Raw genomic sequence first — 26,949 nt, 5'->3', positions numbered from 1 at the left:
GGCACTGCGGCGACAACAGCGACTTGCAGGCCACTGGCTGGCAGGACTGGTACGAAGGCGTGCGCAAGACCTTCGTACAGGTCAAGCAACGCCATGGGCAGGTGTTTGTCGGCGGTTTGTCCATGGGCGCGGTGATGTCGATGTATGTGGCGTCCGAACACCCGAGGCAAGTCGCCGGGCTGTTGTTATATTCCCTGACCTTGCGTAACGATGGCTGGAACGCCTCACCCGTCACACGGTTAATGCCTTGGGTAACTCGAATTCCCTTTGTGCTGGACTTTTGCGTCTTCAATGAGCGGCCGCCGTTCGGTATTAAAAACAGGCGGTTGCGAGCCATTGTCGAACGGCAGATGAAAATGGGTGAAAGCAGTGCTGCAGGCTTGCTGAGCATGTCTGGCAAGAGTCTGCGGCAAATGCATAAACTGACGACACGAGTGAAACGGCGCATGCCGTTGATCAACGCACCCGCGCTGATCATCCACTCCATCGAGGATGATGTCAGTGGCAGGTGGAACGCCGATTACACCGAACAGAAACTCGCAGGTCCTGTCACCAAAGTGCTGTTGGATAACTGCTATCACATGATTACGGTAGACCTGCAATACAAGGAGGTGGTTGCCCTGAGTGCCCACTTCATTGAAAGCCATATATCTATTTGAGGGGACCAGCAGGCAGCCGACGCCTCATTGCCTGATATTTATCAGCCCCTTCAAATGGGCGCCACACTTCGGCGGCCTTGTAAGCCGCCGGTATGGACGAAGATCAGGCGAGTGGCGGGGGCGAAGCGTCCGGCCTCGATCTGCTGTTTCAACGCCAGCAGCGCCTTGCCGGTGTAGAGCGGCTCCAGCGGTAGACCGCACGCTTGTTCGGTGCGCTGGATGAAGTCGAGCAACAGCGGATCGACCTTGGCAAAGCCACCGCGACAGGCGTCCAGCAATGTATAACCGTCCTGCACGATGGCACTCACGTTCTGCGCCACACCGTGGTCATCCGGCACCGCCATGGCGCCATACACCCGATGCGCACCCGCCTCCGCCAGCGCCAGCCCCGCCACTGTCGTGCCGGTACCCGCCGCCAACCACCAGGCATCGTAATCGCTCCAACCGAGCTTGCCCAACTGCGCCCGCGCCTGCTCGACCAATACGCCACAGCCCTGCGCACCGGCCAGCCCACCGCCGCCTTCGGGTATCGGATGAAAGCCAGGATACTGCTCGCACCAAGGCAACCAGAAACCCGCTTCATGCCGCGCCCGATAACCGCCATAACCCAGCCAATGCAGCTGCATGCCGAAGGCTTTAAGGTCGAGAACCGTGGGGGTGTCTTGAGGATGACCTCGCAGCAGGCCGACCGTGGGAAAACCAAAGCGCTTGCCCGCTGCCGCCAGTGCATGCAGATGGTTGGAGTAATCGCCGCCGAGACTCATCACCCCCGCGGCCCCGGCGTGTCGGGCCTGCGCCAAGTGCTTGGTGAGTTTGAACCACTTGTTGCCGCTGATCAGCGGGTCGATACAGTCCAGGCGCAGCACGGCCAACTCGACTCCGTTCAGCCAGTCCAGTTGCAAAGGTTCAAGGAGCGCGTGAGGAAGCCAGTCGAAAGGGCCCATCGGCAGGTATCTGAATGAAAAAAGGGGCGGTAGTCTACCACCGCCCCTCTTGACGCCTTACAGCTCGGCCGCCAGGCGCGAGCCCTGGTTGATGGCGCGCTTGGCGTCCAGTTCGGCCGCCACATCGGCGCCGCCGATCAGGTGCACGTTCTGGCCGGCAGCGACCAGGCCGTCGTGCAATTCGCGCAGCGGGTCCTGGCCGGCGCAGATGACGATATTGTCCACCGCCAGGACTTGCGGCTCGCCCTCGGCGCCGATGCGGATATGCAAGCCTTCATCGTCGATCTTCAGGTACTCGACACTGTTGAGCATCTGCACCTGCTTGTTCTTCAAACCCGTGCGGTGGATCCAGCCCGTGGTCTTGCCCAGGCCGTCGCCCACCTTGGAAGCCTTGCGTTGCAGCAGGAACACTTCACGGGCCGGCGCATGGCGCTCGGGTTTGATCCCGGCCACGCCGCCACGGGCTTGCAGTTGGGTGTCGATGCCCCATTCTTTCCAGAACGCCTCGCGATCCAGGCTGGTGGATACGCCTTGGTGGACGAGAAATTCAGACACGTCAAAACCGATGCCACCGGCGCCGATCACCGCCACGCGCTTGCCCACCGGCTTGCGTTCGAGGATCACGTCCAGGTAACTCAGGACCTTGGCATTGTCGACACCGGGAATCGCCGGGGTACGCGGTGCGATGCCGGTGGCCAGGATCACCTCGTCATAACCGCCCGCCACCAGTTGCGCAACATCCACACGGGTGTTGAGGCACAACTCGACGTGGGTGGTCTGCAATTTGCGCTTGAAATAACGCAAGGTCTCGAAGAACTCTTCCTTGCCCGGCACGCGCTTGGCGATATTGAACTGGCCGCCGATCTCGCTGGCGGAGTCGAACAAGGTCACCTGATGCCCGCGCTCGGCGGCCACGGTGGCAGCGGCCAGGCCCGCAGGGCCGGCGCCGACCACCGCAACTTTTTTGATCTGCTTGACCGGCAAGTAATTGAGCTCGGTTTCGTAGCACGCCCGCGGGTTGACCAGGCACGTGGTGAGCTTGCCGCCAAAGGTGTGGTCCAGGCAGGCCTGGTTGCAGCCGATGCAGGTATTGATCTCATCGGCGCGCCCGGCGGCGGCCTTGTTGACGAACTCGGGGTCGGCGAGAAACGGCCGCGCCATCGAGACCATATCGGCGTCGCCTTCGGCCAGGATCTGCTCGGCGATTTCCGGGGTGTTGATGCGGTTGGTGGTGATCAGCGGAATCTGTACCGAACCGCGCAATTTGGCCGTGACTTTACTGAATGCACCACGGGGCACCTTGGTGGCGATGGTCGGGATACGCGCTTCGTGCCAGCCGATACCGGTGTTGATGATCGTCGCGCCGGCCTGTTCGATGGCCTTGGCCAACTGCACGATTTCTTCCCAGACGCTGCCGCCTTCCACCAGGTCGAGCATCGACAGGCGGAAGATGATAATGAAGTTCGGGCCTACGGCTTCGCGTACGCGGCGCACGATTTCCACGGCCAGGCGCATGCGATTTTCAAAGCTGCCACCCCAACGGTCGGTGCGATGGTTGGTGTGGGCGGCGAGGAACTGGTTAATGAAGTAGCCTTCGGAACCCATGATTTCAACGCCGTCATACTCGGCGACCTGGGCCAGCAGCGAGCAGGTGACAAAGTCCTGGATCTGTTTTTCGATGCCCTCTTCATCCAGTTCCTTGGGCTTGAACGGGTTGATCGGCGCCTGGATAGCGCTCGGTGCCACCTGCTTGGGGCTGTAGGCGTAACGCCCAGCGTGGAGGATCTGCATGCAGATTTTGCCACCCGCGTCGTGCACGGCCTGGGTGACGATCTTGTGCTTGCGCGCCTCGTCTTCGGTGGTCAGCTTGGCCGCACCGGCATACACGCCACCTTCATCATTGGGGCCGATACCGCCGGTGACCATCAGGCCCACGCCGCCACGGGCACGCTCGGCAAAATAGGCCGCCATGCGCTCGAAACCGCCGGGCTTTTCCTCCAGGCCGGTGTGCATCGACCCCATCAGGGTACGGTTGCGCAAGGTGGTAAAACCCAGGTCCAACGGGGCCAGCAGGTGCGGGTAGGCAGCAGCGGTCATGGTACAGCTCCACAACGGATCATCACGGGACGTGGCGCACTCGAACGGCGTGCCATCGGTTTATGTCCCACAGACTAAGAGGCGGTGGACCACGGCTCAATGACTGAAACTGACAAGTTATTGATCCAAATGCACAGCGCCCCTTGGCAAGCCACGCCATGGGCCCTACCCTAGTCGCGAACCCTGCACCTGGTCTGTTGTCTGTTGCCCCATGCGTAAACTTCTAGCGTTCACCGTCATCATGGCCCTGGTTGCCTCCCTCGCCGCGTACTTGGTCTGGACCCAGGAGCGCCCCGTGGCGCATTACCTGTCCGACCTGCGCATCACCCTCGCCGTCAATGAGGGTGAACCGGCCGACCGGGGCAACCTGCTGGGCATCCAGCCGGAGCTGTTCCCTGCCGATTACCAGAGCCTGGAACGCCTGCACCTGAAGCTGTCGGCCTACCTGCAAAACGCTCGGGACCTGGGGCTGATCAATGCCAAGACCGTGGTGGTGCTGCCGGAACATATCGGCACCTGGCTGATGCTCGGCGGCGAAAAAAACGAGCTGTACCAGGCCGCTCATCTCAAGGACGCCATGAACTGGCTGTCGATCAGCAACCCACTGCAATTTGCCAAAGCCTGGATCAGCGCCACCGGCGACAACCGCATGGATGATGCGTACCTGCGTATGAAAGCCCCGGCCATGGCCCGCGACTATCAAGTGTTGTTTGGCGGCCTCGCCAAAGAATTTGGCGTGACCCTGGTGGCCGGCTCCATCGCCCTGCCCAACCCAAGCGTGATCCAGGGCCAACTGGAAATCGGCCATGGCGCGCTGTACAACGCCAGCGTGGTGTTTGCCGCCGACGGCTTGCCGCTGGGCCAACCGCAGCGCCAGCTTTACCCGATCTACGATGAGCGTGGCTTTATCGAGCCGGGTGATGAGCATGCCGTCAACGTTGTCGATACTCCCGCGGGGCGCCTGGGCATCCTGGTGGGCAGCGACAGCTGGTACCCGGACAACTACCGCAAGCTCAACGAGCAAGGCGCGCAATTGATCGCGGTGCCCGCTTTTGTGACCGGCCGCGACACCTGGGAGCGTCCGTGGCGTGGCTTCAAGAGCGTATCCACGCCCTCTGAAGTGAGCCTCAAGCCTGAAGAAACCAGCGAGGGCGCAGCCTGGCGTCGCCTCACCCTGATCAGCCAGCCACCCGTCAGCCAAGCCACCGCGGGCATGAGCGTCTTTCTGCGCGGGCAGTTCTGGGACCTGGGCAGCGCCGGCCAGAGTTTTCTCAGCCGCAATGGGCAAGTCTTCGCCGATGGCGACGCTCGTGGTGCGCGCCTGCTGAATATCTGGCTGTAGCGCCGTGAAGCCGGTGCGCCTGGGGGATCTGTCGGTGGGCTTCGTGCATACCCTGGCCGACGCCATCCACAGCCACGGCCTGGACCCGCAGCCCCTGCTGCTGCAATACGGCCTTGATCCGGCGCGCCTGGCTGAAGCCGGTGCACGCTTGTCGATCCCGCGCTACATGCGCCTGGGCCACGCGGCCATCCAGCTGACCGGCAACCCCGGCCTGGGCTTGCGCATGGGCCAGCTCAGCCGCTTGAGCCAGGCCGGCCTTGCCGGCGTCACCGCCGCACAAGCGCCCACTGTGCGCGAAGCCGCACGTACGCTCACACGCTTTGAAGCGCTTTACGGTTCCAACTATCGCGGGCAATCAAGCTTTCATGAAGACGCCGAAGGCGCGTGGCTGCGGTTTTATTCCATCAGCCCCTACAACGCCTACAACCGCTTTGTGGTGGATTCGATCATCGCCGGCTGGTTGCAGCAGCTGTCCGGCCTGGCGCAACAGCCGGTGCAGGCCCAGCGGATTGAAATCGAGTTCGACGCGCCGGACTACCACGACCACTACAAGGTGCTGGGAGAGGGTGTGGTGCACTTCGGCGCAGAGGTCAATCAACTGCGCCTCAGCCAACCGACCCTGGCGCTGCGCAACCCACAGCATTGCCCAAGCACCTGGCACCTGTTGCTACAACTGTGTGAAAGGGAATTGGAGCAACTGACTCGCACCCGCAGCCTGCGCGAGCGCATTACCCGTTTGCTCGGGCCGATGCTCAATGGTGGCCGGGAACCCGACCTGGAGGAAGTGGCGGCACGCTTGAAGCTGCCCACCTGGACATTGCGGCGCAAACTGGCCGAGGAAGGCACGCAGTTTCGCGCGATTCTCAATGACACCCGTCGCGACCTGGCCATGACCTACATTCGCGACACGGAACTGGCGTTCGGCGAGATCGCCTACTTGCTCGGTTTTGCTTCAGCCCAAGCCTTCCAAAGGGCCTTCAGGCGCTGGAACAACCAGACCCCAGGGGAATTTCGCCGCAGTCAGCGCCACTCCGCCTGAAGTCGGTGTTACAGCTCGGTGGCATCGTCGGCTGGGTCCAGTGGGTCTAGCTCGAATGCCTGGTACTCCAGCAGTTCTTCCTGGTAATCGTCCATGGTGGACTCCTTCTTCATGTTGAAAGCGGTTGCAGATTAATGACCTGCGAACCCAGCCTAAAGTGCCGTCATGACGAAAAAATGTCGACGTCGTGACATTCCTGCTCTTCAGGATTAAACGTAGCAGCGATCACAGGATTTAGCTTAACCGCAACCTCGCACAACATGTGGGACCTAGCTTGCCTGCGAAGACGGCCTGACAGCCGACGCCTATCCACCTGACACCCCACGGTCCAACTGTGGGAGCTGGCTTGCCTGCGATGACGCACTGCCAGCCGACACCTATCTACCTGACACCCCACGATCAACCTGTGGGAGCGGGCTTGCTCGCGAAGGCGGCCTTGTGGTCGGCCATTTAGTTGGGCTGGAATGAGTACATATCCATCCCTGCGGTAACGGCCACTTAGGGTTCCGCCCTGACGGCGTCTTACTTTTGAAAAGCCGGATTGCCGGCCCAGTCAAAAGTAAGCAAAACGCTCTTGCCCCACCACTCGGCACCTCGCTTGGGCTCGGTGTGCCCGTAATCCGCCAGCGTGGTTTGACGGGGCGCTTAAGATCAAGATCAAAAGCAGATCAAGAGCAAGAGCGGCTCGCTTCGCATCGTGGTTACTGTTGAGCGCTACAGAGTTGTGTCGATACCTATGCTGCGATAGCGACCTGTCAGCCGACGCTTCTCTACCTGACACCCCGCTCCCACATTCGAGCATTGCGTTATTGCGCAGGCATCGGAAGCGGTGGAATCGCTTCTGTCGGCGCCGGCAACGTAGGATCAGTCGGCGCCGGCGCCACCGGAGCAGGCTCTGTCACCGGCGCGATCGGTGCTGCCTCAGGTGGTGGCGCAAGCGGCTCTGCAGCGGCGGGCGCTACAGGCACCTCCTTCGGCGCCTCGACCTTCTCGGCTGCCGGAGCGGCCTTGGGCTCGGGCACGCCCAGGTCGGCCTTGGGCTGCTCGGGGATATGCTCGGCCTGCTTCACTTCCTGCGGCAGGAACACGTCCACCAGCGCGAAGTAGCGCTCGTAGAACTTGGGTGCCGAGACGGTCTCGCTGGCCACTTTCACCATCGAATCATCGGTGGAGCCAATCGGCATCGACACCGAGCCCAGCACGCCCACGCCGAGGCTCGCGGAGTTGTTGACCTTCTTCAGCGCATAGCGGTCCTGCAAGGCGTTGGCAAACATCGTCGAGTGATTGCTGCCCTTGCCATCAGCGGCGCACACCACATTGAAACTGATCTGCAGGTGGGTCTCGCCGGTCTGCTGGAAGCTCTTGTTGCCGGCCACCAACTTCGGATCGCTACTGGTAATGATGTAGCCCTGACTCAGCAGGGCACGGCGCGCAGCCTCACAGGCCGCCACATCGCTCACCGGGTAATCGCGGGAAAACGTACCGGAGTCGTCGAAATTCTCATGTTCGTAGATAGCGGTCTTGGGTGACGAGCAGCCCGCAGCGCCCGCCAGCACCAGCGCCAACCCGAGAGTGCGCAAGTGAAATGATGTCGACATTGAAAATCCTGAAGAAAACGGTCCGGACGGTATTGTGCAACAGAACACGACATTGAAGCGCGATTCCTGTCGGTAAAACATCTCAGGCTTAGACAGCAGCATCAGTAGGAAAAAGCCTGGCACACATAGGATCGATAAAGATCCGTAATGTGCGCGGTTCTATGACAAGTTTGTTTACAACTTATTCCTCACCTTTCTATCATCGTCCCTGGGTGCGTTGCTGCATAAAGTACGGCGCAGGTTAAAAGCCAAGCATTGGTCGGGCCGCCAATGGAGATTTGTCGTGCCTGATAAACGCCCCGCCATCCCCCGCCCCCAGCGTTTGACTGAGGGCGCGCTGTCCGCCCTTGAGCGCTTTTCACATATTGAAGCCGTCAGCGGTATCGTGCTGTTGCTGGCCGCCATCGTTGCGCTGGTGTGGGCCAACAGCCCCGCCGCCGCGACCTACGAGCATTTCTGGAACACGCCCATCACCCTCGGGCTGGGCGACTACAGCGTGTCGCGCTCCCTGCATTTTCTGGTCAATGACGGGCTGATGACCATCTTCTTCCTGGTGGTGGGTGCCGAGATCCGCCAGGAAATCAAAGACGGCGCCCTCGCCAACCTGAAGCTGGCCACGCTGCCGCTGGGCGCGGCGTTGGGCGGTGTGCTGATGCCGGCACTCATCTACACCCTGCTCAACCACGGTACCGCCGCCGCGAGTGGCTGGGCGGTGCCCACCGCGACCGACATCGCCTTTGCCGTGGGCGTGCTCGCGCTGCTGGGCAAGTCGATCCCCAGTGGCGTGCGTATCCTGCTGCTGGCACTGGCGATCATCGATGACATCGTGGCGATCTTGATCATCGCGATCTTCTTCACCGCCAGCCTCGACTACATGGGCTTGGTGATTGCCGCAGGCGGGCTGGCCCTGGTGCTGGTGTTCCAACGCATGGGGATCAGCAAGGCGGCGATCTACCTGCTGCCGGGCGCTATTGTGTGGTTTGGCCTGCTCAAGACCGGCGTGCACCCAACGCTGGCCGGGGTGATCCTTGGCTTGATGACCCCGGTCAATTCCAAGCCCACCCGGGAACGCCCGCTGGAAACCATCGAACGTACCTTCAACGAGCTGATGGACCGGTTCTCGCAGCCAGCCGAAGGGGCCCAGCAAGTCGCCGCCCCCCTCAAGCAATTGCGCGAAGCCCAGCGGGAAATACTGCCGCCGGTGCAGCGGGTTCAATCAGCGCTGCACCCCTGGGTAGCCTTCGGCGTGATGCCGCTGTTTGCCTTGGCCAACGCCGGTGTAAGCCTGGACGGTTTCAATCTGGATGACCCGCTGGCCCACGGTGTGTTCATGGGCGTCATCTTCGCCCTGGTGCTCGGCAAGCCTCTGGGCGTGATGCTGGCGAGCCTGGCGCTGGTCAAGCTCAACATCTGCAAGCTGCCGGACGGTGTGACCTGGACGGGCGTTGGCCTGGTCGGCCTGTTGGCGGGGATCGGTTTTACCATGTCGATCTTTATCTCGTCCCTGGCATTCTCCGACCCGGCCCTGCTGTCGGCTGCCAAGCTGAGCGTGTTGGCGGCTTCAACCCTGGCGGCGGTGATCGGGTTGACGTGGGGCAAGCTCAAGTTTGCAGCCAAGAACGCCTAAAGCGCATTCAGCACTCACTTTATCAAAGGCAAAAAAAGACCCCGGCCTTTTCAGGTCGGGGTCTTTTTATTCAGGCCGGCATCAGTACTTCTTGATGTCTGCCTGGGTTTCCAGCTGCTTGCGGTAGGCCGCGAAGTCCTGCTGGCCAATACGGGAAGCGAGGAAGCGGCGGTATTGCGCCTTTTCTTCGTCCGTAGGGGCCGCCGCTTCGTTCACGCCGTTCAAGCGCACGATCATCAGGCTGCCATCGCGCAGGGTCACGGTGGTGAAGGTCGGTTTGTCCTTGGCCGCAGGCTTGGGCATGCGGAACAAGGCTTGCAGCACGGCCGGGTCGATAGACTCCTGGCCACGGGTAGCCGCCTCAGTCACCTTCCAGGCCTGACCGTCAACCGGCTGGTCCAGCGCGGTCTTGCCATCACGCAGGCTGGCGATCAACTCGTCGGCACGGGCTTTGGCGGCAGCGCTCGCGCGCTCCTTGGTCATCTGGGTGCGAATGGCCGCAGCAACGTTCTCCAGCGGCAATTGGGCCGGCTTGAGATGCTCTTTGGCACGCAGCACGATGATGGTTTCCGGGTCCAGCTCGATAGCGCTGCTGTTGGCACCTTCATCCAGCACTTCCGGGCTGAAGGCTGCAGTGACCACGGCACGGTTGGCCGCAACACCTTCGCCACCTTCACGGCCAAACGGCGCCGAGGTGTGGACGGTCAGCTTCAAGTCAGACGCCGGCTGGGCCAGGTCAGAGGCTTCGAATGCCGCATCTTCCAATTGCTTGGTCGCTTCGACAAAACGCTGTTCAACCTGCTGGGCCTTGAGCTCGCGGGTCAGCTTGTCTTTCAGGCTGGCGAACGATGGCACCTCAGGCGCTTCAACGCCCAGCAACTTGATCAGGTGCCAACCGAAGGTGGTGCGCACCGGCGTCGACACCTGGTCTTGCTTCAAGCCGTACAGCGCGGTTTCGAAGTCCGGGTCGTAAACACCAGGGCCGGCAAAACCGAGGTCGCCGCCATTGTTGGCCGAACCTGGATCCTGGGAGAACTCCTTGGCCAGGGCTTCGAACTTCTCACCCTTGGCCAGGCGCGCCTGGATGTCTTCGATCTTGGCCTTGGCTTGCGCCTCGGTGACCTTGTCGTTGACTTCAATCAGGATGTGCGCGGCACGACGCTGTTCAGCGAGGTTGGCGGTTTCCTTCTCGTAGGCAGCCTGCAGCTCATCGTCCTTGACAGTAACCTGGTCGAAGAAGGACGACTTCTTCAATTCCAGATAGTCGATGACCACCTGGTCCGGGGTCATGAACTCTTTGGCGTGCTGGTCGTAGTAGGCCTTGACCTCGTCGTCGGTGAGTTTCACCGCCGCTGGGTCAGCCTTGATGTTGACGGTGGCGAAGTCGCGGGTCTGTTTTTCCAGGCGGGCGAATGCCAGCACCTCGGCGTCGGTCACGAAACCACTGCCGGCGATGCCTGCACGAACCTGGCCGATCAGCATTTCCTGGGTCAGCATCTGACGGAATTGCATGCGGCTATAGCCCAGCTGACGAACCACCTGGTCAAAGCGTTCGGCGTTGAACTTGCCGTCCACCTGGAATTCCGGCGTCTGCAGGATCACCTGGTCCAGCGCAGCTTCCGAGAAGCCGAACTTGGAATCAGCAGCGCCTTGCAGCAGCAGCTTGCGGTCGATCAGGCCCTTGAGGGCAGCATCGCGCAGCAGCTTTTCGTCCAGCAGGGAAGCGTCGAAATCCTTGCCCAACTGTTGCATCAGCTGGCGCCGTTGCATGTCGACAGCCTGGCTCAGTTCGGTCTGGGTGATTTCTTCACCGTTGACCTCGGCCACGTCCTGCTTGTTATTACCCGAAGCCTGGAAAATGGCTTCGATACCGGTGAACGCCATCAATGCGACGATGATCCCGATGATAGTCTTGGCAATCCAGCCTTGTGAATTGTCCCTGATATTTTGCAGCATGCGTCCCCCAGAAACGGTTGAACTTCAAAAATTAGGCAACCGTGGAGCGTGGGTAGAGTCCGGATAGAAGAAAGGCGCATCCGAGGATGCGCCTTCTCGTAACTGGCGGAGCGGACGGGGGTTCGAATCTGCACCCCCGGCGTGGCGACCCGATACGTGGGTCAGCTACCGCTCCGCTGCCAGGCCAGACCTGCGTCCGACCCGGGTAAGCAAAGGCTTGAACGAAGCTTAGTTAACGGCTTCTTTCAGGGCTTTACCGGCTTTGAAACCTGGTTTCTTGGCAGCAGCGATTTGCAGTGCTTTGCCGGTCTGTGGGTTACGGCCAGTGCGAGCTGGGCGGTCAGTCACAGAGAAAGTACCGAAGCCTACCAGTACCACGGAGTCGCCGGCCTTCAGAGCGCCAGTGACGGATTCGATTACTGCGTCCAGCGCACGGCCAGCAGCAGCTTTCGGGATATCAGCGGATGCAGCGATAGCATCAATCAGTTCCGACTTGTTCACTCTAAGTCCCCTTATATATCTATTGAGTATGATTCTAAGTTTTTTGGTAAAAAGCAAAACCAGTGCTGAATGGCCTACAGACACTTAAGAGCCGCTTTATAACAAGGGCTCTAAAAAGCTGTCAAGGAAGCCCCCAGGCTCCAACACATTAATGCGTGCTAATTCTTTCCTTGGAATCGGACTCGCGTTTTTCGTCCTTCGCGACAATCTCCGGGGCCACATCCGGCAAGGGCTCCGGCGCGTATTGCAGCGCAATTTGCAGGACCTCGTCAATCCATTTAACCGGTTTAATCTGAAGATCCTGCTTGATGTTGTCAGGAATTTCCTTCAAGTCGCGAACATTCTCTTCAGGAATGATCACAGTCTTGATTCCACCCCGGTGCGCGGCGAGCAATTTCTCTTTGAGACCACCGATCGCCAATACCTGGCCACGCAGGGTGATTTCCCCGGTCATCGCCACATCGGCGCGCACGGGAATGCCGGTCAAGGCCGACACGAGGGCCGTGCACATGCCTACGCCCGCGCTAGGGCCGTCTTTGGGGGTCGCCCCTTCCGGCATGTGGATATGGGTGTCGTGCTTCTCGTGGAAGTCCAGCGGGATGCCCAGGCTGCGGGCGCGGCTGCGTACCACGGTCTGCGCGGCGGTAATGGATTCGACCATCACGTCACCCAGGGAGCCGGTCTTGATCAACTGGCCTTTGCCCGGAATCACCGCAGCTTCGATGGTGAGCAATTCGCCACCCACCTGGGTCCACGCCAGGCCAGTCACCTGGCCGACCTGGTCCTGTTGCTCGGCCAGGCCGTAGCGGAATTTCTTCACGCCCAGGAAGTGCTCCAGGGAGTCGGCAACCACTTTCACCGAGAAGCGTTTTTCCAACGCGTGTTCCTTCACCGCTTTGCGGCAGATCTTCGCGATCTGGCGCTCAAGGCCCCGCACACCGGCCTCGCGAGTGTAGTAGCGCACGATGTCGCGGATCGCCTCGACCTCGAATTCGATCTCGCCCTTCTTCAGGCCGTTGGCCGAAATCTGCTTGGGCGCCAAGTACTTGACCGCGATGTTGATCTTCTCGTCTTCGGTGTAGCCCGGCAGACGAATCACCTCCATCCGGTCCAGCAAGGCTGGCGGAATGTTCATGGAGTTGGAGGTGCACAGGAACATTACGTCAGACAAGTCGTAGTCGACTTCCAGGTAATGGTCGTTGAAATTATGGTTCTGCTCAGGGTCCAGCACTTCGAGCAAAGCCGACGCCGGGTCGCCACGCATGTCGCTGCCCATTTTGTCGATTTCATCGAGCAGGAACAGCGGGTTGCGTACACCCACTTTTGTCATCTTTTGAATCAATCTTCCCGGCATCGAACCGATGTAGGTACGGCGATGACCGCGAATTTCCGCTTCGTCACGCACGCCACCCAAGGCCATGCGCACGAATTTGCGGTTGGTCGCGCTGGCAATCGATTCCGCCAGGGAGGTTTTACCCACGCCCGGAGGCCCAACCAGGCACAACACCGGGCCGCGGATTTTCTTCACGCGTTTTTGTACAGCGAGGTACTCAAGGATGCGCTCCTTGACCTCTTCCAGGCCGTAATGGTCAGCGTCGAGAATCTCTTCAGCACGAGCCAGGTCCAGACGCACCTTGGTCTGGGCCTTCCACGGCACTTGCACCAGCCAGTCGATATACGAGCGCACCACGGTGGCTTCAGCCGACATCGGCGACATCTGCTTGAGCTTGTTCAGCTCGGCGGTGGCCTTGGTCAGGGCGTCTTTGGGCAGGCCAGCGGCATCGATGCGCTTTTTCAGCTCTTCGATTTCGTTGTGGCCTTCCTCGCCGTCGCCGAGTTCCTTCTGAATGGCCTTCATCTGCTCATTCAGGTAGTACTCGCGCTGGCTACGCTCCATCTGCTTTTTCACGCGACCACGGATGCGTTTTTCAACCTGCAACAGGTCGATTTCGCCATCCAGCATCGCCAGTACGTGTTCGACACGGGCCGACAGGTCGATGATTTCGAGGATGTCTTGCTTCTGCTCGATTTTCAGCGCCATGTGCGCGGCCATGGTGTCGACCAGGCGGCTTGGCTCATCAATGCTGTTGAGGGACGACAGGACTTCAGCCGGGACTTTCTTGCCCAACTGCACATACTGCTCGAACTGCGACAGCAGGCTGCGCACGAACACCTCGGATTCACGCTCCGGGGCTTCGACTTCTTCGATCAGTGCCACTTCCGCGCGCAGGTGGCCGTCCACCTCCATAAAGCGCTCTACGGCACCGCGCTGCTCGCCTTCGACCAGCACCTTGACGGTGCCATCGGGCAGCTTGAGCAATTGCAGGACAGTGGCAATGGTGCCGACGCGATACAGGGCATCTTCGCCCGGATCATCATCAGCAGGATTCTTCTGGGCCAACAGCAGGATTTGCTTGTCGCCCGTCATCGCGGCCTCGAGGGCTTCGATAGACTTCTCGCGCCCCACGAACAGCGGGATAACCATGTGCGGATAGACGACGACATCACGCAACGGCAGGAGAGGCAATTCGATGGTTGTCTTCATGATTTCGCCTCTATGACAGTTCAAAAATAAGCTTGAAACCAAGATGGGGGTTACCTGCAAAAAAAACAAGCTCAATGCCAGCAGTTAAACGCATGAATAAACGCGAATTTAACCACCGTCTCGAAAAAACGCCCCAAAAAACAAGGGGCCCCTAAAGGCCCCTTGCTTGTACCACAACTGCTGAACGCTTACGCGTCGGGTGCAGCCTTGGCAGCCGGCTCACTGTTTTCATAAATATACAGCGGCTTGGACTTGCCTTCGATAACGCTTTCGTCGATCACCACTTTACTCACCTCGGACTGCGAGGGGATTTCGTACATGGTGTCGAGCAACACGCCTTCGAGGATAGAACGCAGACCACGTGCACCGGTCTTGCGCTCCAGTGCCCGCTTGGCCACCGATTTCAGCGCGTCGGTACGGAACTCCAGGTCTACACCTTCCATCTCGAACAATTTGCCGTATTGCTTGGTCAGGGCGTTTTTCGGTTCGGTGAGGATCTGGATCAAAGCCGCCTCATCCAACTCGTCCAACGTGGCCAGGACCGGCAGACGGCCAACGAATTCCGGGATCAGACCGAACTTGACCAAATCGTCAGGCTCGACTTCACGCAGGGACTCGCCCACCTTCTTGCCTTCTTCCTTGCTACGCACTTCCGCACTGAAACCAATGCCGCCACGGGTGGAACGCTGCTGAATCACCTTCTCGAGACCCGAGAACGCACCGCCACAAATGAACAGGATGTTGCGCGTATCAACCTGAAGGAATTCCTGCTGCGGGTGCTTGCGACCACCTTGCGGCGGTACGGACGCAACCGTGCCTTCGATCAGCTTCAACAGGGCCTGCTGCACGCCTTCACCGGAAACGTCCCGAGTGATCGACGGGTTGTCCGACTTGCGCGAGATCTTGTCGATCTCATCGATGTAGACAATACCCATCTGGGCTTTCTCTACGTCGTAGTCGCACTTCTGCAGCAGTTTCTGAATGATGTTCTCGACATCTTCACCCACGTAGCCAGCCTCGGTGAGGGTGGTGGCGTCGGCGATGGTGAACGGAACGTTCAGCAGGCGAGCGAGGGTTTCTGCAAGCAGGGTTTTACCCGAGCCTGTAGGACCGATCAGCAAGATGTTGCTCTTGCCGAGTTCAACCTCGTCACCTTTCTTGTCACGCTGGTTCAAGCGCTTGTAGTGGTTGTACACCGCTACGGCCAGAACCTTTTTTGCACGCTCTTGACCAATGACGTATTGGTCAAGGATGCCACTGATTTCTTTAGGCGAAGGTAATTTATGCGCACTGCTCTCGGCCTGGGCTTCCTGCACCTCCTCACGGATGATGTCATTGCACAGGTCGACGCATTCGTCGCAGATAAACACCGAGGGGCCGGCAATCAATTTGCGTACTTCATGCTGGCTTTTGCCACAGAAGGAGCAATAGAGCAGCTTGCCGTTGTCCTCGCCGTTGCGGGTGTCAGTCATTCGTTCGATCCAAATCCGATAGGCTTGCAACACAAGATGAAGGCTTATGCGGGCTTTTTCAAGCCCGCCAGTGGTCGGACATGCCGACCAGCCCTATTTTGAGCGGCTTATATTATGCGGGGCGCTTGTCGATCACTGCGTCGATCAACCCGTATTCCTTGGCGGCTTCAGCGCTCATGAAATTGTCACGGTTGGTATCGCGCTCGATTTCTTCCAGGGTGCGCCCGCTGTGCTTGGCCATCAGCGTGTTGAGACGCTCACGAATGAAGAGGATTTCCTTGGCGTGGATTTCGATGTCCGACGCCTGGCCCTGGAAACCGCCCAGTGGCTGGTGAATCATCACGCGCGAGTTCGGCAGGCAGAAACGCTTGCCTTCGGCACCCGCGGTCAGCAGGAAGGCGCCCATGCTGCACGCCTGGCCAATACAGGTGGTCGACACGTTTGGCTTGATGAACTGCATGGTGTCGTAGATCGACATGCCCGCAGTCACCGAACCACCCGGCGAGTTAATGTAGAGATGGATGTCCTTGTCCGGGTTTTCCGCTTCAAGGAACAGCAGCTGCGCACAGATCAGGTTGGCCATGTAGTCCTCTACCGGGCCAACCAGAAAGATCACTCGCTCCTTGAGCAGGCGCGAGTAGATGTCGTAGGCGCGTTCGCCACGAGCGGACTGCTCGACAACCATCGGGACCAGGCCGCCTGCGGCCTGGATATCAGAGTTCTGCTGAATATAGGAATTACGGAACATGCTCTGCAGTTACTCCCAAATAGTCATGTCTTGAAAACGCATAAGCCAGCGCGAGGCTGGCTTATGGTTGAATTTCCAACGAGTTGGACAATCAGTCGGCTTGTGCTGCTTCCGCCGGTTTGACTGCTTCTTCGTAAGAGACCGCTTTATCGGTCACCTTAGCCTTCTGCAGAACAGTATCCACAACTTGTTCTTCCAGCACAACCGAACGTACTTCGTTCATCTGCTGCTCATTCTTGTAGTACCAAGCCACGACCTGCTCAGGCTCCTGGTAGGCCGAAGCCATTTCCTGGATCATTTCGCGAACGCGGTCTTCGTCTGGCTTGAGGTCGAACTGCTTGACCACTTCAGCCACGATCAGGCCCAGCACAACGCGGCGCTTGGCTTGCTCTTCGAACAGCTCGGCCGGCAGCTGGTCAGGCTTGATGTTGCCACCAAACTGCTGAACCGCTTGAACGCGCAGGCGATCCACTTCGTTGGACAGCAGGGCCTTAGGCACTTCGATCGGGTTGGCGGCCAGCAGACCGTCCATGACCTGGTTCTTGACCTTGGACTTGATGGCCTGGCGCAGCTCACGCTCCATGTTCTTGCGAACTTCGGTGCGGAAGCCTTCGATGCCGGTTTCCTTGATGCCGAACTGGGCGAAGAACTCTTCGTTCAGCTCTGGCAGCTTAGGCTCGGAAACGCTGTTGACGGTCACGGTGAACTCGGCGGCTTTGCCAGCCAGGTCCAGGTTCTGGTAGTCAGCAGGGAACGTCAGGTTCAGAACGCGCTCTTCGCCAGCTTTAGCGCCAACCAGGCCGTCTTCGAAACCAGGGATCATGCGGTTGGAACCCAGCACCAGCTGAGTGCCCTTGGCGGAGCCGCCAGCGAAGACTTCGCCGTCAACCTTGCCAACGAAATCGATGTTCAGTTGGTCTTCGTTCTGGGCGGCACGGTCGGCCACTTCGAAACGAGTGTTCTGCTTGCGCAGGATTTCCAGCATGTTGTCCAGGTCCGAATCAGCCACTTCGGCGCTCAGACGCTCGATTTCGATACCGTCGAAACCGGCCACTTCAAATTCCGGGAACACTTCGAATACGGCAACGTATTCCAGGTCCTTGCCTGCTTCCAGGGACTTGGGCTCGATCGAAGGCGAGCCAGCCGGGTTCAGCTTTTGCTCGACAACGGCTTCGTAGAAAGAAGCCTGGATCACGTCACCTACAGCTTCCTGGCGCGCATCGGCACCAAAACGACGCTTGATTTCGCTCATCGGCACTTTGCCTGGACGGAAACCAGCGATCTTGGCCTTTTGGGCAGTCTGCTGCAGACGCTTGTTGACCGCAGTCTCGATACGCTCTGCCGGCACGGTGATGCTCAGGCGGCGCTCGAGAGCAGTAGTATTTTCAACAGAAACTTGCATGGATATTCCTCGTTGCACAGACATTAGCCGGCCATTTCCGACCCCAATGTCGGGTAGAGATGGGCCATTACTGACCCACCTCCCCCTAAGAACCGTACGTGCGAGTTTCCCCGCATACGGCTCGGGCCTAATCAAAACCCCCGGTAAGGGGAGCCGGTTTGTTCACTGTCAATCCGCGAGCGTGTAGCCGCTGGTGACAAAGGGGGTGCAATAGTACCCGGTTATTTAGGGAGTCTCCACCGCCTTTTGTGCGGTACAGAATGTGGTGATCATGCCACCCCGTCTCCTTCGTAATCGGCAACTTACACATCGGACACAATCCTTTCTGACTCTGGAAAAGGTTCAAGATTTGCTTACGGTACGCCAGCCTTTTGAGCATCTGTTCCATACGCCTTTTCTCACCCATTTTCTCCATAGAAGGATCGAAGGGGTTGTACTCCCCACTTACCTTCTTGTGTCGCTCAATCGGAGTGCTCGCTAGCGAGTACAACTCGATCGTTTGCATCTCTCCCTTGTCATTCATCGTCGCGGTAGCAAACACCCCTTTCCGCCCCTTCATGGGTTTGAAGTACTTCGCTCCTATCCACTGGAGTGTTTTCTTAGGGTGTCGCCGTTTTGCCCAACGCCATAGAGCCAGAAAGATCATGTAATCCATGCGGCTATACGCTTTCTTGGCTACCACAGGCTGGTGATAGAACGCCCAGCCTCGCAGTATCGGATTCAGCTGTCGGATCAGATCCTCCTGCCTTACCGTTTTGTTGGTACTGATGACCTCCCTTACCTTGCTATAGAACGCTTTCACGTTTTTCTTGCTTGGCTTGATCAAAAGCTTCCCATCGTACTTGCGGAAATTCCAACCTAGAAAGTCAAAGCCTTCCTTTATATGGACGACACGCGTCTTCTCGAGTGACAGCTGCAGCCCCCGTACCGCGAGGAACTGCTCTACCCAAGGTCTGACTTCAGTTTCCAGAACCTCTCTCGAGGTTCCAGTTATCACAAAGTCATCCGCATAACGCACCACATTGATTTTCAGCTTCTTGGCCTTTGTCACACCCAGGTGTTGCTTAAGTTGTGACTCCAGCCCATCCAGTACCAGATTCGCCAAGCTGGGCGAGATAATCCCGCCCTGTGGCGTGCCGGCATCCGTTGCCTGTAGCTGGCCTTTATGAATCACGCCAGCTTTCAACCATTTTCGGAGAACCACCTTATCCGTTGGGACGTTGGTGATAAGCCAATTATGATTGATATGGTCAAAGCAGCCTTTGATGTCCGCCTCCAAAACCCATTGGGCCGAAACCCTCTTGGATAGGCACACGAACAATTGCCCCATTGCATCCGCCGTAGATCGCTCGACCCTAAAGCCGTAGCTGTTTGGATCACCGGTGGTTTCTGCGATGGGCGCCAGAGCAAGCAAATACAACGCCTGCATTGCCCTGTCCGTCATGGTCGGAATGCCCAAAGGGCGCTCCTTTCCATTTGACTTCGGGATAAACACACGCCGTAAAGGCCGTGGCTTATAACCGTGGCGCTTCAACCCATTTGCCGCATTCCATTTGGCATTGGGTGTATCCCAGAGCACGCGGTCGACTCCCGCCGTGCGCTTACCCTGATTTTCAGTGACTCGCCGTACGGCCAAGTATCTGGCCGAGCGTGAGCGGGTCAGCATCCGTTGCAAGGCTTTCACCCTGCGCCAGTTGCCTTCCCGACAAGCCTTCGCAATCCGTATCTGCATCGCCCGAACATTCCGCTGAACACGCCACCAATCGATGTCATGCCATTGTTGCGGAGTGCCGGAAGGCGCAGACACGGCCAACTGGCTACGCTCTAACATGCTGCCTTCCTCTCAAGTTGCCCTAAGCGAAAGACGCGCACATCCCCTGACGGGAATGGACGCTCCCGCCAGGGTTGGATTAATAGAAGATCCGTTACAGCTGGATCTCTAGGTTTATTGAGACAGGTTCACTCAGAGTTCATGCGACGAAAGACCACGCAGAAGTCTGCCCGGTTTCCCGTGGAGCAATGTTCCAGCCCCTATCCGAGCCATTACAGCCCGACGTTCGCTTTCTCTGCGATCCCATACCCGCACAGCCAACGGATCACCTTGCGGCTCACCTGCCCGAAGGCAGCTATACGGGCTTACCACGTTCCCTGCCCGTCACACGACTGGGTTAGGGTCTGCCTATTCGCCGGCGACCTTATGTGACGACGTGTTCCGACCCTTGACCAGAACAACCGGTCGCATCACCTTTTTTGGTTAATGCCTATCAGCAGATTAGGCACCGTAATGCTGACGACGTTTATTAGCAGTTCACTTGTGTTACCCATACCAGCCAGCCTAGCGCCTCAACCCGGTACTGCTCCGAGCATCTGCGCTCCGCCTCACGGCGAAGACACACCCATACGGGGGCTACATTGTTGGAAGAGCTTCACACCCCACCGTTACCAGTGACGCATGTCTTCCTAGGCTATCGTTGGTCGCACAACGAGTCCGCTGCCACTCCAGACAGGCAATGGTTGGACAATGACAGACAGAGCTTTCGCTCATGTCTCCGGTTTGATGTGAACAGGGACTGCCGAAGCAGCATGCTCAAAGAATTGTTACCTCCTGTTTCAAAAGCAGGAGGGAACCCCAGCGGGGATTCTCTCCCGCATGGGTTTAGCCCTAAATAGGGCTGATGTGTAGTAGGCGCTCCAATACCGTAAGATCCGGTATTGTGGTCGAGCCTCCGAGCGCTAATCGACCTTGGGTTTGCCACCGCCGCTGCGGCAAGTCCTTGAAGGCATTGGACTTCTGGGAGGGTTTTGCTTCTTGGGATTGGGCACCCAAGCTCTCGGCTCTCTTTCGAAAACCCTTCAAGATGACTCTACACCTCGAAGTTTAGGAGACACGCCACGCGTGTCGCACCAAGGGCATGCATTCTAGTGGGTCAAACTCAAGAAGTCACCCTACTGAAAACACAGCGAAAAACAACCGGCAATTTATCGGTACGAAAGCACTGAAGTACCTCGCCCCGGTGACAAATACAGCCAAATTGCGCCAGGGCTCTGCGCCGTCCCTCTCTATATATAGAAGGAACAAGCATTCATCTCCCTGACGGCCCGCCCCGCGAACAGAGCAGGCATGCAAAGCGGCATCATCGAGATACACAAATACGACGACACGCCCTGCCGGGGCAGCCCAGCACCTGCGGCCACCCAATCTCAAACCGCCAAAACCAAAAAAGGCGCCAGACTGTTAAATCTGGCGCCTTTCGAATATGGGGTGGACGAAGGGGATCGAACCCTCGACAACGGGAGTCACAATCCCGTGCTCTACCAACTGAGCTACGCCCACCATATTGCGTTAACAAAGAAACCAAACCACTTCTTTGTTGAGCCCTGCCCGCCTGACGACCGGCAAAAGCTTTAATTGGTGCGGATGAAGAGACTCGAACTCTTACGCCTCGCGGCGCTGGAACCTAAATCCAGTGTGTCTACCAATTCCACCACATCCGCGCTTGAAACTCTTAAAGCAAAGGCGCCAGACTGTTAAATCTGGCGCCTTTCAGAATATGGGGTGGACGAAGGGGATCGAACCCTCGACAACGGGAGTCACAATCCCGTGCTCTACCAACTGAGCTACGCCCACCATATAGCGCTACTTGTGCCAAAGCTGCCTAATGGCGCACCCGGCAGGACTCGAACCTGCGACCATCCGCTTAGAAGGCGGATGCTCTATCCAGCTGAGCTACGGGCGCCTTATTAATCTGTACTCTTGGAGGATTACAAACTAAGTGCTTCCAGCCTTGCAGTACAACTATTCTGCTCGACCTTCTTAACCAGTGCTAGGCTGTGCCCGACAAGTGCGACGAATAGTATAGATGCCCCGGAAACCCGTCAAATCTTTTTTGAAAAAAACTGATTTTATTTAAGGGGTTAGGGCAATTTGCAGACCAAGCGCCTTTGCCCTCGCGCCTTGGCATGCGAGAATGCGCGCACTTTTCTTCCCCCTCTCGATGGTTAATCACGCGTAATGACTGCACAACTTATCGACGGCAAATCAATCGCCGCCAGCCTGCGCCAGCAGATCGCCAAACGAGTCACCGAGCGCAGCCAGCAAGGCCTGCGCACGCCTGGCCTCGCGGTGATCCTGGTCGGCAGCGATCCTGCCTCTCAGGTTTATGTCTCGCACAAGCGTAAAGACTGTGAAGAGGTCGGCTTTATTTCCAAGGCCTACGACTTGCCTTCGGACACCACTCAACAGGCCCTGACCGACCTGATTGACAGCCTCAACGATGACCCGGACATGGATGGCATCCTGCTGCAACTGCCACTGCCTGAGCACCTGGATGCCTCCAAACTGCTGGAGCGCATCCGCCCGGACAAAGACGTCGACGGTTTCCACCCTTATAACGTCGGCCGCCTGGCCCAACGCATTCCCCTGCTGCGCCCATGCACCCCCAAAGGCATCATGACGCTGTTGGAAAGCACTGGTGTCGACCTGTACGGCCTCGACGCCGTCGTGGTGGGCGCATCGAACATCGTCGGTCGCCCGATGGCCATGGAACTGCTGCTGGCCGGCTGCACCGTGACCGTCACCCACCGCTTCACCAAGGACCTGGCCGGCCACGTCGGCCGCGCTGACTTGGTGGTAGTCGCCGCCGGCAAGCCGGGCCTGGTCAAGGGTGAGTGGATCAAGGAAGGCGCCATCGTCATCGACGTGGGCATCAACCGCCAGGAAGACGGCAAGTTGGTGGGCGACGTGGTGTATGAAACCGCCCTGCCCCGCGCTGGCTGGATCACGCCGGTTCCAGGCGGTGTCGGGCCGATGACCCGGGCGTGCCTGTTGGAAAATACGCTGTATGCCGCAGAAACTCTGCACGGCTGATAACCAGGCATGTTGAAAAAGCCCTGCTTTATCGCAGGGCTTTTTTTATTGCCCGTGAAAAACCCTTGTTGCAGGCTGTTAACGCATTAAACAAACTAGCCAAAGGCCGTCACCCTTCCGGAATTCGAAATGCCTGGCATCTTCCCAAAGCCAGCCTTGCCTGGCATCGCGCTCAGGCGGTGGCGCTTGTTGCACCGAGTCAAACAAGCCCACGCTGCGCAGTTGTTCAACGTTACCCAATCCACTATTTCGCGCTGGGAAAGCGGCGTACAGGCAATCGACCCCTGCGCGCACCAACAGCTTGAGCAATTGCTCGCCGCCCGCCTTGATGCGGCCGCCGATCAAGCCTTGGCTCGCCTGGTCAGGGAAAGCTCACGGCCCGTTCATCTCATGTGCGACCTGACCCACCGTCTGCTGGCTTGCTCCCCTGCCCGCGCAGCCCAGTTCGCAAGCCCCGTGAGCGAATTGCTGGGGCGTTCGCTATGGCGCTTTGCGACACCGGAGATCATCAGCAAGGAGCTCTCCCTGGATGAAACCGGGTGGAGGGAAGTCAGTGCGCCACCGGCGATCGAGTTCGTTACCGGCCACAATGACTCGCTTGTTGTGCCTATCAGCCAGAGCGCCTGTCGGTGGACGCGTATTCCTCTTTCAGACGGTACATCGGCGCGTTTGGTGGAGACGCTTTGACTGCCCTGCGCTGTGCATATTGTATGCGTGGACGTTCAGACTACCCGGGCTTAATCTGACTCCACTAGCATAGCCTTCGCCACTGGAGACAGAGAACGTCATGAACATCGACAAAATCAAAGGGCGCCTAGAATTCCTCCGCGAAACGGAAAAACTCAAGGATGTACTCAGAAGTGCACACACCTCTTCCGGGCGCACCGAAAGCACGGCGGAACACAGTTGGCGTCTTTGCCTGATGGCCATTGTTTTCGAAGATCAACTGGCCGAGCCCGACATGCTGAAGATCCTCAAGATGTGCGTCATTCACGATCTGGGGGAGGCCATCAACGGAGACATCCCAGCAGTCAGTCAGGCGGCGTTTCCCAACAAGGGCGAGCAAGAGAGAGACGATCTTGTGCTTCTGACCTCTGCGCTGGATGAGCCGCTGAAAGCTGAGATATTGGCGCTCTGGGATGACTATGAGCACGCACAGTCTGCGGAGGCAAGAGCCGTCAAGGCGCTGGACAAGCTGGAAACGCTGCTCCAGCACAATCAGGGCAAGAACCCACCGGGCTTCAATTACGAGTTCAATCTAGCTTACGGCAAGAAGTACACCGATGCCGATCCCCTGTTTGAGCAACTTCGACAGCTTATCGATGAGGACACGCGAGAAAAAATAACAAAGCCATAGGTTTAAAATCGGCACAGCCTAACCAATCATCGGCTTACAGCCTTTATTTAAAGGCTCTCTATCGCTTTCTGATCCATACTCCTAAAATGTAACGCCATTTGTCACAAAATCCGTTTCACAACGGCATTTCCTTACTTTTTAGCGAGTTCATCCGCGTGAAAATTCGTCTTTCTATTGTCAGCCTGTTTTTTGCTTTGGCAGGCACCTTCGCCCACGCCGCCGAATCCACCCTGGCCCCGCGTGACGCCTCCAAGCTGCAGATCGCCTCCGGTAGCGCCATGCTGGTCGATTTGCAGACCAATAAAGTCATTTATTCCAGCAACCCCGACGTGGTGGTACCTATCGCCTCGGTGAGCAAGCTGATGACCGGCCTGATCGTCCTCGAAGCCAAGCAGAATATGGACGAGTACATCGACATCAACATCACCGACACGCCCGAGATGAAAGGCGTGTTCTCCCGGGTGAAGATCGGCAGCCAGATGCCGCGCAAGGAAATGCTGCTGATCGCGCTGATGTCTTCGGAAAACCGCGCCGCTGCGAGCCTGGCCCACCATTATCCTGGCGGTTACGCAGCCTTTATCGCGGCGATGAACGCCAAGGCCAAGTCCTTGGGCATGACCAGCACCCACTACGTGGAGCCCACCGGCCTGTCGATCCATAACGTGTCCACCGCCCGCGACCTGAGCAAGCTGCTGGCCTATGCGCGTAAATTCCCGATGCTGAGCCAGCTGAGCACCACCAAGGAAAAGACCGTGTCGTTCCGCAAGCCCAACTACACCTTGGGCTTCTCCAACACCGACCACCTGATCAACCGCGCCAACTGGGATATCAAGCTGACCAAGACCGGCTTCACCAACCAGGCCGGCCACTGCCTGGTGCTGGTGACGAGCATGGGCAATCGCCCGGTGTCGCTGGTGATCCTGGATGCCTTTGGCAAGTTCACCCATTTTGCCGATGCCAGCCGTATTCGTAGCTGGGTCGAGACCGGCAAAGGCGGCGCAGTGCCGGATGTGGCGCTGCGTTACAAGGCCGATAAAAACCTCAAGAATCGAGCGACCGCTACGGAAGTACGTCGATAAACAGCGATTTTAGTGTGGGAGCGGGCTTGCTCGCGAATGCGGTGGGTCAGCCTAAGCATTCAGCGACTGACACTGCGCCTTCGCGAGCAAGCCCGCTCCCACATTTGAGTTTCACTTCTTCTCTGCCAACACCTTGAGCGCTTGGGCCGCCGCTTGCTCCTGCCCCGCCTGGGCCGTGGCATTGGCCGCATCGCGCCAGCGCTGCGCGTCCACATTGGCCGGCAACTGGCTCGGGCGCTGGGTCAGGATGGCCCAATGGCCCGCGCCCTTCCACGCCGACTCAAAGTCGCTGAAGCTCATGCTCAAGCGGCGCTCATTGCCTGAGCGCAACAGCACCGTACTCTTCTGCTGGTTGAACCCCACCACCACGACATAACGCGCCCCGGACCAATAGCTGGCGTTGATCCGCGCCATCACCGGGTAACCCGCCGCCACCTGCGCCAGCACGGCGGTCAGCTTGGCCTCCAATGGGTACACCATCAGCCCGTACTCACGCGCCAGCACCTGCATGTTGCGCTCAAGGCCCGCCTCGGCGCCGGGCAGGCGCAGCGGCTTATCAAGCAAACCCGGTGTCATGACAACGCCTTGTTGCGACAGCATGCTGGCAAGTGCCGTAGGACCGCTCTGATAAGCCTCACTGCGAAAGGTCGGCACGCCATTGAGTTCGACGCGCTCGGGCAAGCCAGGCAGTTTCGATGGAGTGTTGCTGGAACAGGCCGCCAACCCGAGGGCAACGGCCAGTAGCAAGGAAGTTTTAAGGTTCGACCGTAAGCGCAATTTTTTCACTCTCTTGATCAACTGCCGGTAAAGGCCCCGATCATAGCCCAATCGCGCTTTCTCTATCCCGTAGGAGCGAGCTTGCTCGCGAAAAACTTACAGGCGCCGCGTTTATTCAGGAAGCCTGCGTCATCGTTGACGTTTTTCGCGAGCAAGCTCGCTCCTACAGGGGGCGGCGCAAGATATCTATAGCCGACGCGTGCAATAAAGCGGTGACGATAGAGCAAACAAGTTGGACGGACTCGACCATTGGTCAATAGCAGGCAACCGTCAGCTGACTAGACTGTCCATTGAGAAGACTGTGTGTGCCCCAAGTGGGCGAAAGGAGGCCCGAATGAGCCTTGCGACAACGATTTTCCTGTTGATCTGTGGTTGGCTGGCCGTCGCCGCCGCCATGCTGTGGGGGGTCATGCGCGTGACGCGCCGGCATCATCACCCCCACGTCAAACCTGCTGAACCCGCCGAGCCACGCAAGACGACGGCGCATCACGCCTAGCCAGGCATGCAATTGAAGTCCTGGGTCGCGGCAATTTCCTTGCCGTGGCCGTCCTCAAGGGACGCGCGCACCGTGGTGCCCAGGCTCGACTCCACCAGGGTGTAGTGCTCACCCGCCTTGAAATGCTTGTACTCGATGCGGCCCTGGCAGTCCTGCTGGTTGTCGTCACCCGGCTCGTCTTCAAATAAGGTCACATCCAGGCGATGGTCCCCCGGGGTCACTTCAAAATAGCGCCCATCGTCCACACGTTTGCCATCGACACGCTCGGCCATCAGGTCATTCGGCGCTTCTTCCTGCAAGCCGATCCAGGCTTGGCTGGGGTCCGCCTTGGGGATCGGGCCGGCGCATGCCGATAGAAAGCAGACAAAGCCAAGGACGGGAACTAACAACAATGGTTTAAGTGACATGACAGCGCTCCAAAGGGCATGAATGAAAAGGTCGTA

At 58.6% G+C, this 26,949-nt stretch carries 21 protein-coding genes and 4 tRNA genes; 9 read left to right on the top strand and 16 right to left on the bottom strand.

The features are described from left to right. On the top strand, positions 1-659 hold a 659-nt coding region (locus tag TX24_RS23235), incomplete at its 5' end, for an alpha/beta hydrolase (protein WP_057711257.1). A 50-nt stretch (positions 660-709) separates the two neighbouring features. Here the strand turns inward: TX24_RS23235 and TX24_RS23230 are convergent. Beyond that, positions 710-1,603: a 1-aminocyclopropane-1-carboxylate deaminase/D-cysteine desulfhydrase gene (locus TX24_RS23230; RefSeq protein WP_057711256.1), complete on the bottom strand. Its 894-nt coding sequence runs from the start codon at positions 1,601-1,603 to the stop codon at positions 710-712. A 57-nt stretch (positions 1,604-1,660) separates the two neighbouring features. Beyond that, complete coding sequence (locus TX24_RS23225; protein WP_057711254.1) at positions 1,661-3,700, bottom strand: NADPH-dependent 2,4-dienoyl-CoA reductase; 2,040 nt, start codon at positions 3,698-3,700, stop codon at positions 1,661-1,663. Between the two features lie 211 nt (positions 3,701-3,911). On the opposite strand from TX24_RS23225, the gene TX24_RS23220 reads away from it, so the two are divergent. Both TX24_RS23220 and TX24_RS23215 read left to right on the top strand, forming a co-directional pair. Next, a complete protein-coding gene (locus TX24_RS23220) occupies positions 3,912-5,042 on the top strand; it encodes a carbon-nitrogen hydrolase family protein (RefSeq protein WP_003192245.1) in 1,131 nt (376 codons plus the stop codon). A gap of 4 nt (positions 5,043-5,046) precedes the next feature. After that, entirely contained in the window at positions 5,047-6,081 is a 1,035-nt protein-coding gene (locus TX24_RS23215; RefSeq protein WP_034134306.1) for an AraC family transcriptional regulator, read from the top strand. 806 nt (positions 6,082-6,887) lie between these two features. Here TX24_RS23215 and TX24_RS23210 read toward each other — a convergent pair. Next, the gene (locus TX24_RS23210) at positions 6,888-7,679 is read right to left on the bottom strand and encodes a DUF2242 domain-containing protein (protein ID WP_003192248.1); all 792 of its coding nucleotides are present in this window, start codon (positions 7,677-7,679) and stop codon (positions 6,888-6,890) included. Positions 7,680-7,962: 283 nt separating this feature from the next. On the opposite strand from TX24_RS23210, the gene nhaA reads away from it, so the two are divergent. Continuing rightward, positions 7,963-9,306, top strand: coding sequence for a Na+/H+ antiporter NhaA (nhaA, locus tag TX24_RS23205; RefSeq protein WP_057711252.1), 1,344 nt, complete (start codon positions 7,963-7,965; stop codon positions 9,304-9,306). A gap of 81 nt (positions 9,307-9,387) precedes the next feature. Here nhaA and TX24_RS23200 read toward each other — a convergent pair whose 3' ends face one another. The 11 genes from TX24_RS23200 to TX24_RS23150 all read right to left on the bottom strand — a co-directional run bounded on the left by TX24_RS23200 (position 9,388) and on the right by TX24_RS23150 (position 21,667). Continuing rightward, positions 9,388-11,262 (bottom strand): SurA N-terminal domain-containing protein, encoded by a 1,875-nt coding sequence (locus TX24_RS23200; RefSeq protein WP_057711251.1) that lies wholly within the window; start codon positions 11,260-11,262, stop codon positions 9,388-9,390. A 228-nt stretch (positions 11,263-11,490) separates the two neighbouring features. Further along, on the bottom strand, positions 11,491-11,763 hold the full coding sequence (locus TX24_RS23195; RefSeq protein ID WP_003174819.1) for an HU family DNA-binding protein: 273 nt from the start codon (positions 11,761-11,763) through the stop codon (positions 11,491-11,493). Between the two features lie 148 nt (positions 11,764-11,911). Next, entirely contained in the window at positions 11,912-14,308 is a 2,397-nt protein-coding gene (gene lon / locus TX24_RS23190; RefSeq protein WP_003192252.1) for an endopeptidase La, read from the bottom strand. Positions 14,309-14,496: 188 nt separating this feature from the next. After that, complete coding sequence (gene clpX, locus TX24_RS23185) at positions 14,497-15,780, bottom strand: ATP-dependent Clp protease ATP-binding subunit ClpX (RefSeq protein ID WP_003192254.1); 1,284 nt, start codon at positions 15,778-15,780, stop codon at positions 14,497-14,499. 112 nt (positions 15,781-15,892) lie between these two features. Then, on the bottom strand, positions 15,893-16,528 hold the full coding sequence (gene clpP / locus TX24_RS23180; protein WP_003192255.1) for an ATP-dependent Clp endopeptidase proteolytic subunit ClpP: 636 nt from the start codon (positions 16,526-16,528) through the stop codon (positions 15,893-15,895). Positions 16,529-16,619: 91 nt separating this feature from the next. Beyond that, positions 16,620-17,930, bottom strand: a complete 1,311-nt coding sequence (gene tig / locus TX24_RS23175) for a trigger factor (protein ID WP_014718988.1) — start codon at positions 17,928-17,930, stop codon at positions 16,620-16,622. A 127-nt stretch (positions 17,931-18,057) separates the two neighbouring features. Then, positions 18,058-19,761, bottom strand: coding sequence for a group II intron reverse transcriptase/maturase (gene ltrA / locus TX24_RS23170; protein ID WP_057711249.1), 1,704 nt, complete (start codon positions 19,759-19,761; stop codon positions 18,058-18,060). Positions 19,762-21,188: 1,427 nt separating this feature from the next. Then, a tRNA-His gene (locus TX24_RS23165) sits at positions 21,189-21,264 on the bottom strand. A gap of 76 nt (positions 21,265-21,340) precedes the next feature. Then, positions 21,341-21,425, bottom strand: a tRNA-Leu gene (locus TX24_RS23160). A 57-nt stretch (positions 21,426-21,482) separates the two neighbouring features. Next, positions 21,483-21,558 (bottom strand) — tRNA-His (locus TX24_RS23155). A gap of 32 nt (positions 21,559-21,590) precedes the next feature. Then, positions 21,591-21,667 (bottom strand) — tRNA-Arg (locus TX24_RS23150). A gap of 275 nt (positions 21,668-21,942) precedes the next feature. On the opposite strand from TX24_RS23150, the gene folD reads away from it, so the two are divergent. From folD to pbpG, 4 genes are all read left to right on the top strand, one after another. Next, entirely contained in the window at positions 21,943-22,797 is an 855-nt protein-coding gene (folD, locus tag TX24_RS23145; protein WP_034134302.1) for a bifunctional methylenetetrahydrofolate dehydrogenase/methenyltetrahydrofolate cyclohydrolase FolD, read from the top strand. 129 nt (positions 22,798-22,926) lie between these two features. Further along, on the top strand, positions 22,927-23,484 hold the full coding sequence (locus TX24_RS23140) for a helix-turn-helix domain-containing protein (protein WP_057711247.1): 558 nt from the start codon (positions 22,927-22,929) through the stop codon (positions 23,482-23,484). Between the two features lie 100 nt (positions 23,485-23,584). After that, positions 23,585-24,154, top strand: coding sequence for an HD domain-containing protein (locus TX24_RS23135; protein ID WP_034134301.1), 570 nt, complete (start codon positions 23,585-23,587; stop codon positions 24,152-24,154). Between the two features lie 155 nt (positions 24,155-24,309). Further along, the gene (gene pbpG, locus TX24_RS23130; RefSeq protein WP_003192264.1) at positions 24,310-25,233 is read left to right on the top strand and encodes a D-alanyl-D-alanine endopeptidase; all 924 of its coding nucleotides are present in this window, start codon (positions 24,310-24,312) and stop codon (positions 25,231-25,233) included. Positions 25,234-25,344: 111 nt separating this feature from the next. On the opposite strand, the gene TX24_RS23125 is transcribed toward pbpG, so the two are convergent. Continuing rightward, positions 25,345-26,010 carry a peptidase C39 family protein gene (locus TX24_RS23125; protein WP_003192265.1) on the bottom strand — a complete coding sequence of 222 codons (666 nt, stop codon included), beginning with the start codon at positions 26,008-26,010 and terminating at the stop codon, positions 25,345-25,347. Between the two features lie 334 nt (positions 26,011-26,344). Here TX24_RS23125 and TX24_RS32195 point away from each other — a divergent pair, with 334 nt between their 5' ends. Continuing rightward, positions 26,345-26,506, top strand: coding sequence for a hypothetical protein (locus TX24_RS32195; RefSeq protein ID WP_003192266.1), 162 nt, complete (start codon positions 26,345-26,347; stop codon positions 26,504-26,506). Here the strand turns inward: TX24_RS32195 and TX24_RS23120 are convergent. Further along, a complete protein-coding gene (locus tag TX24_RS23120; protein WP_034134300.1) occupies positions 26,503-26,913 on the bottom strand; it encodes a PA0061/PA0062 family lipoprotein in 411 nt (136 codons plus the stop codon). The genes TX24_RS32195 and TX24_RS23120 overlap by 4 nt on opposite strands. Between the last annotated feature and the right edge of the window lie 36 nt (positions 26,914-26,949).

This window comes from Pseudomonas lactis, assembly GCF_001439845.1.
Taxonomy (GTDB): Bacteria; Pseudomonadota; Gammaproteobacteria; order Pseudomonadales; family Pseudomonadaceae; genus Aquipseudomonas; species Aquipseudomonas lactis.
This window is presented reverse-complemented; position numbering and strand designations above follow the sequence as displayed.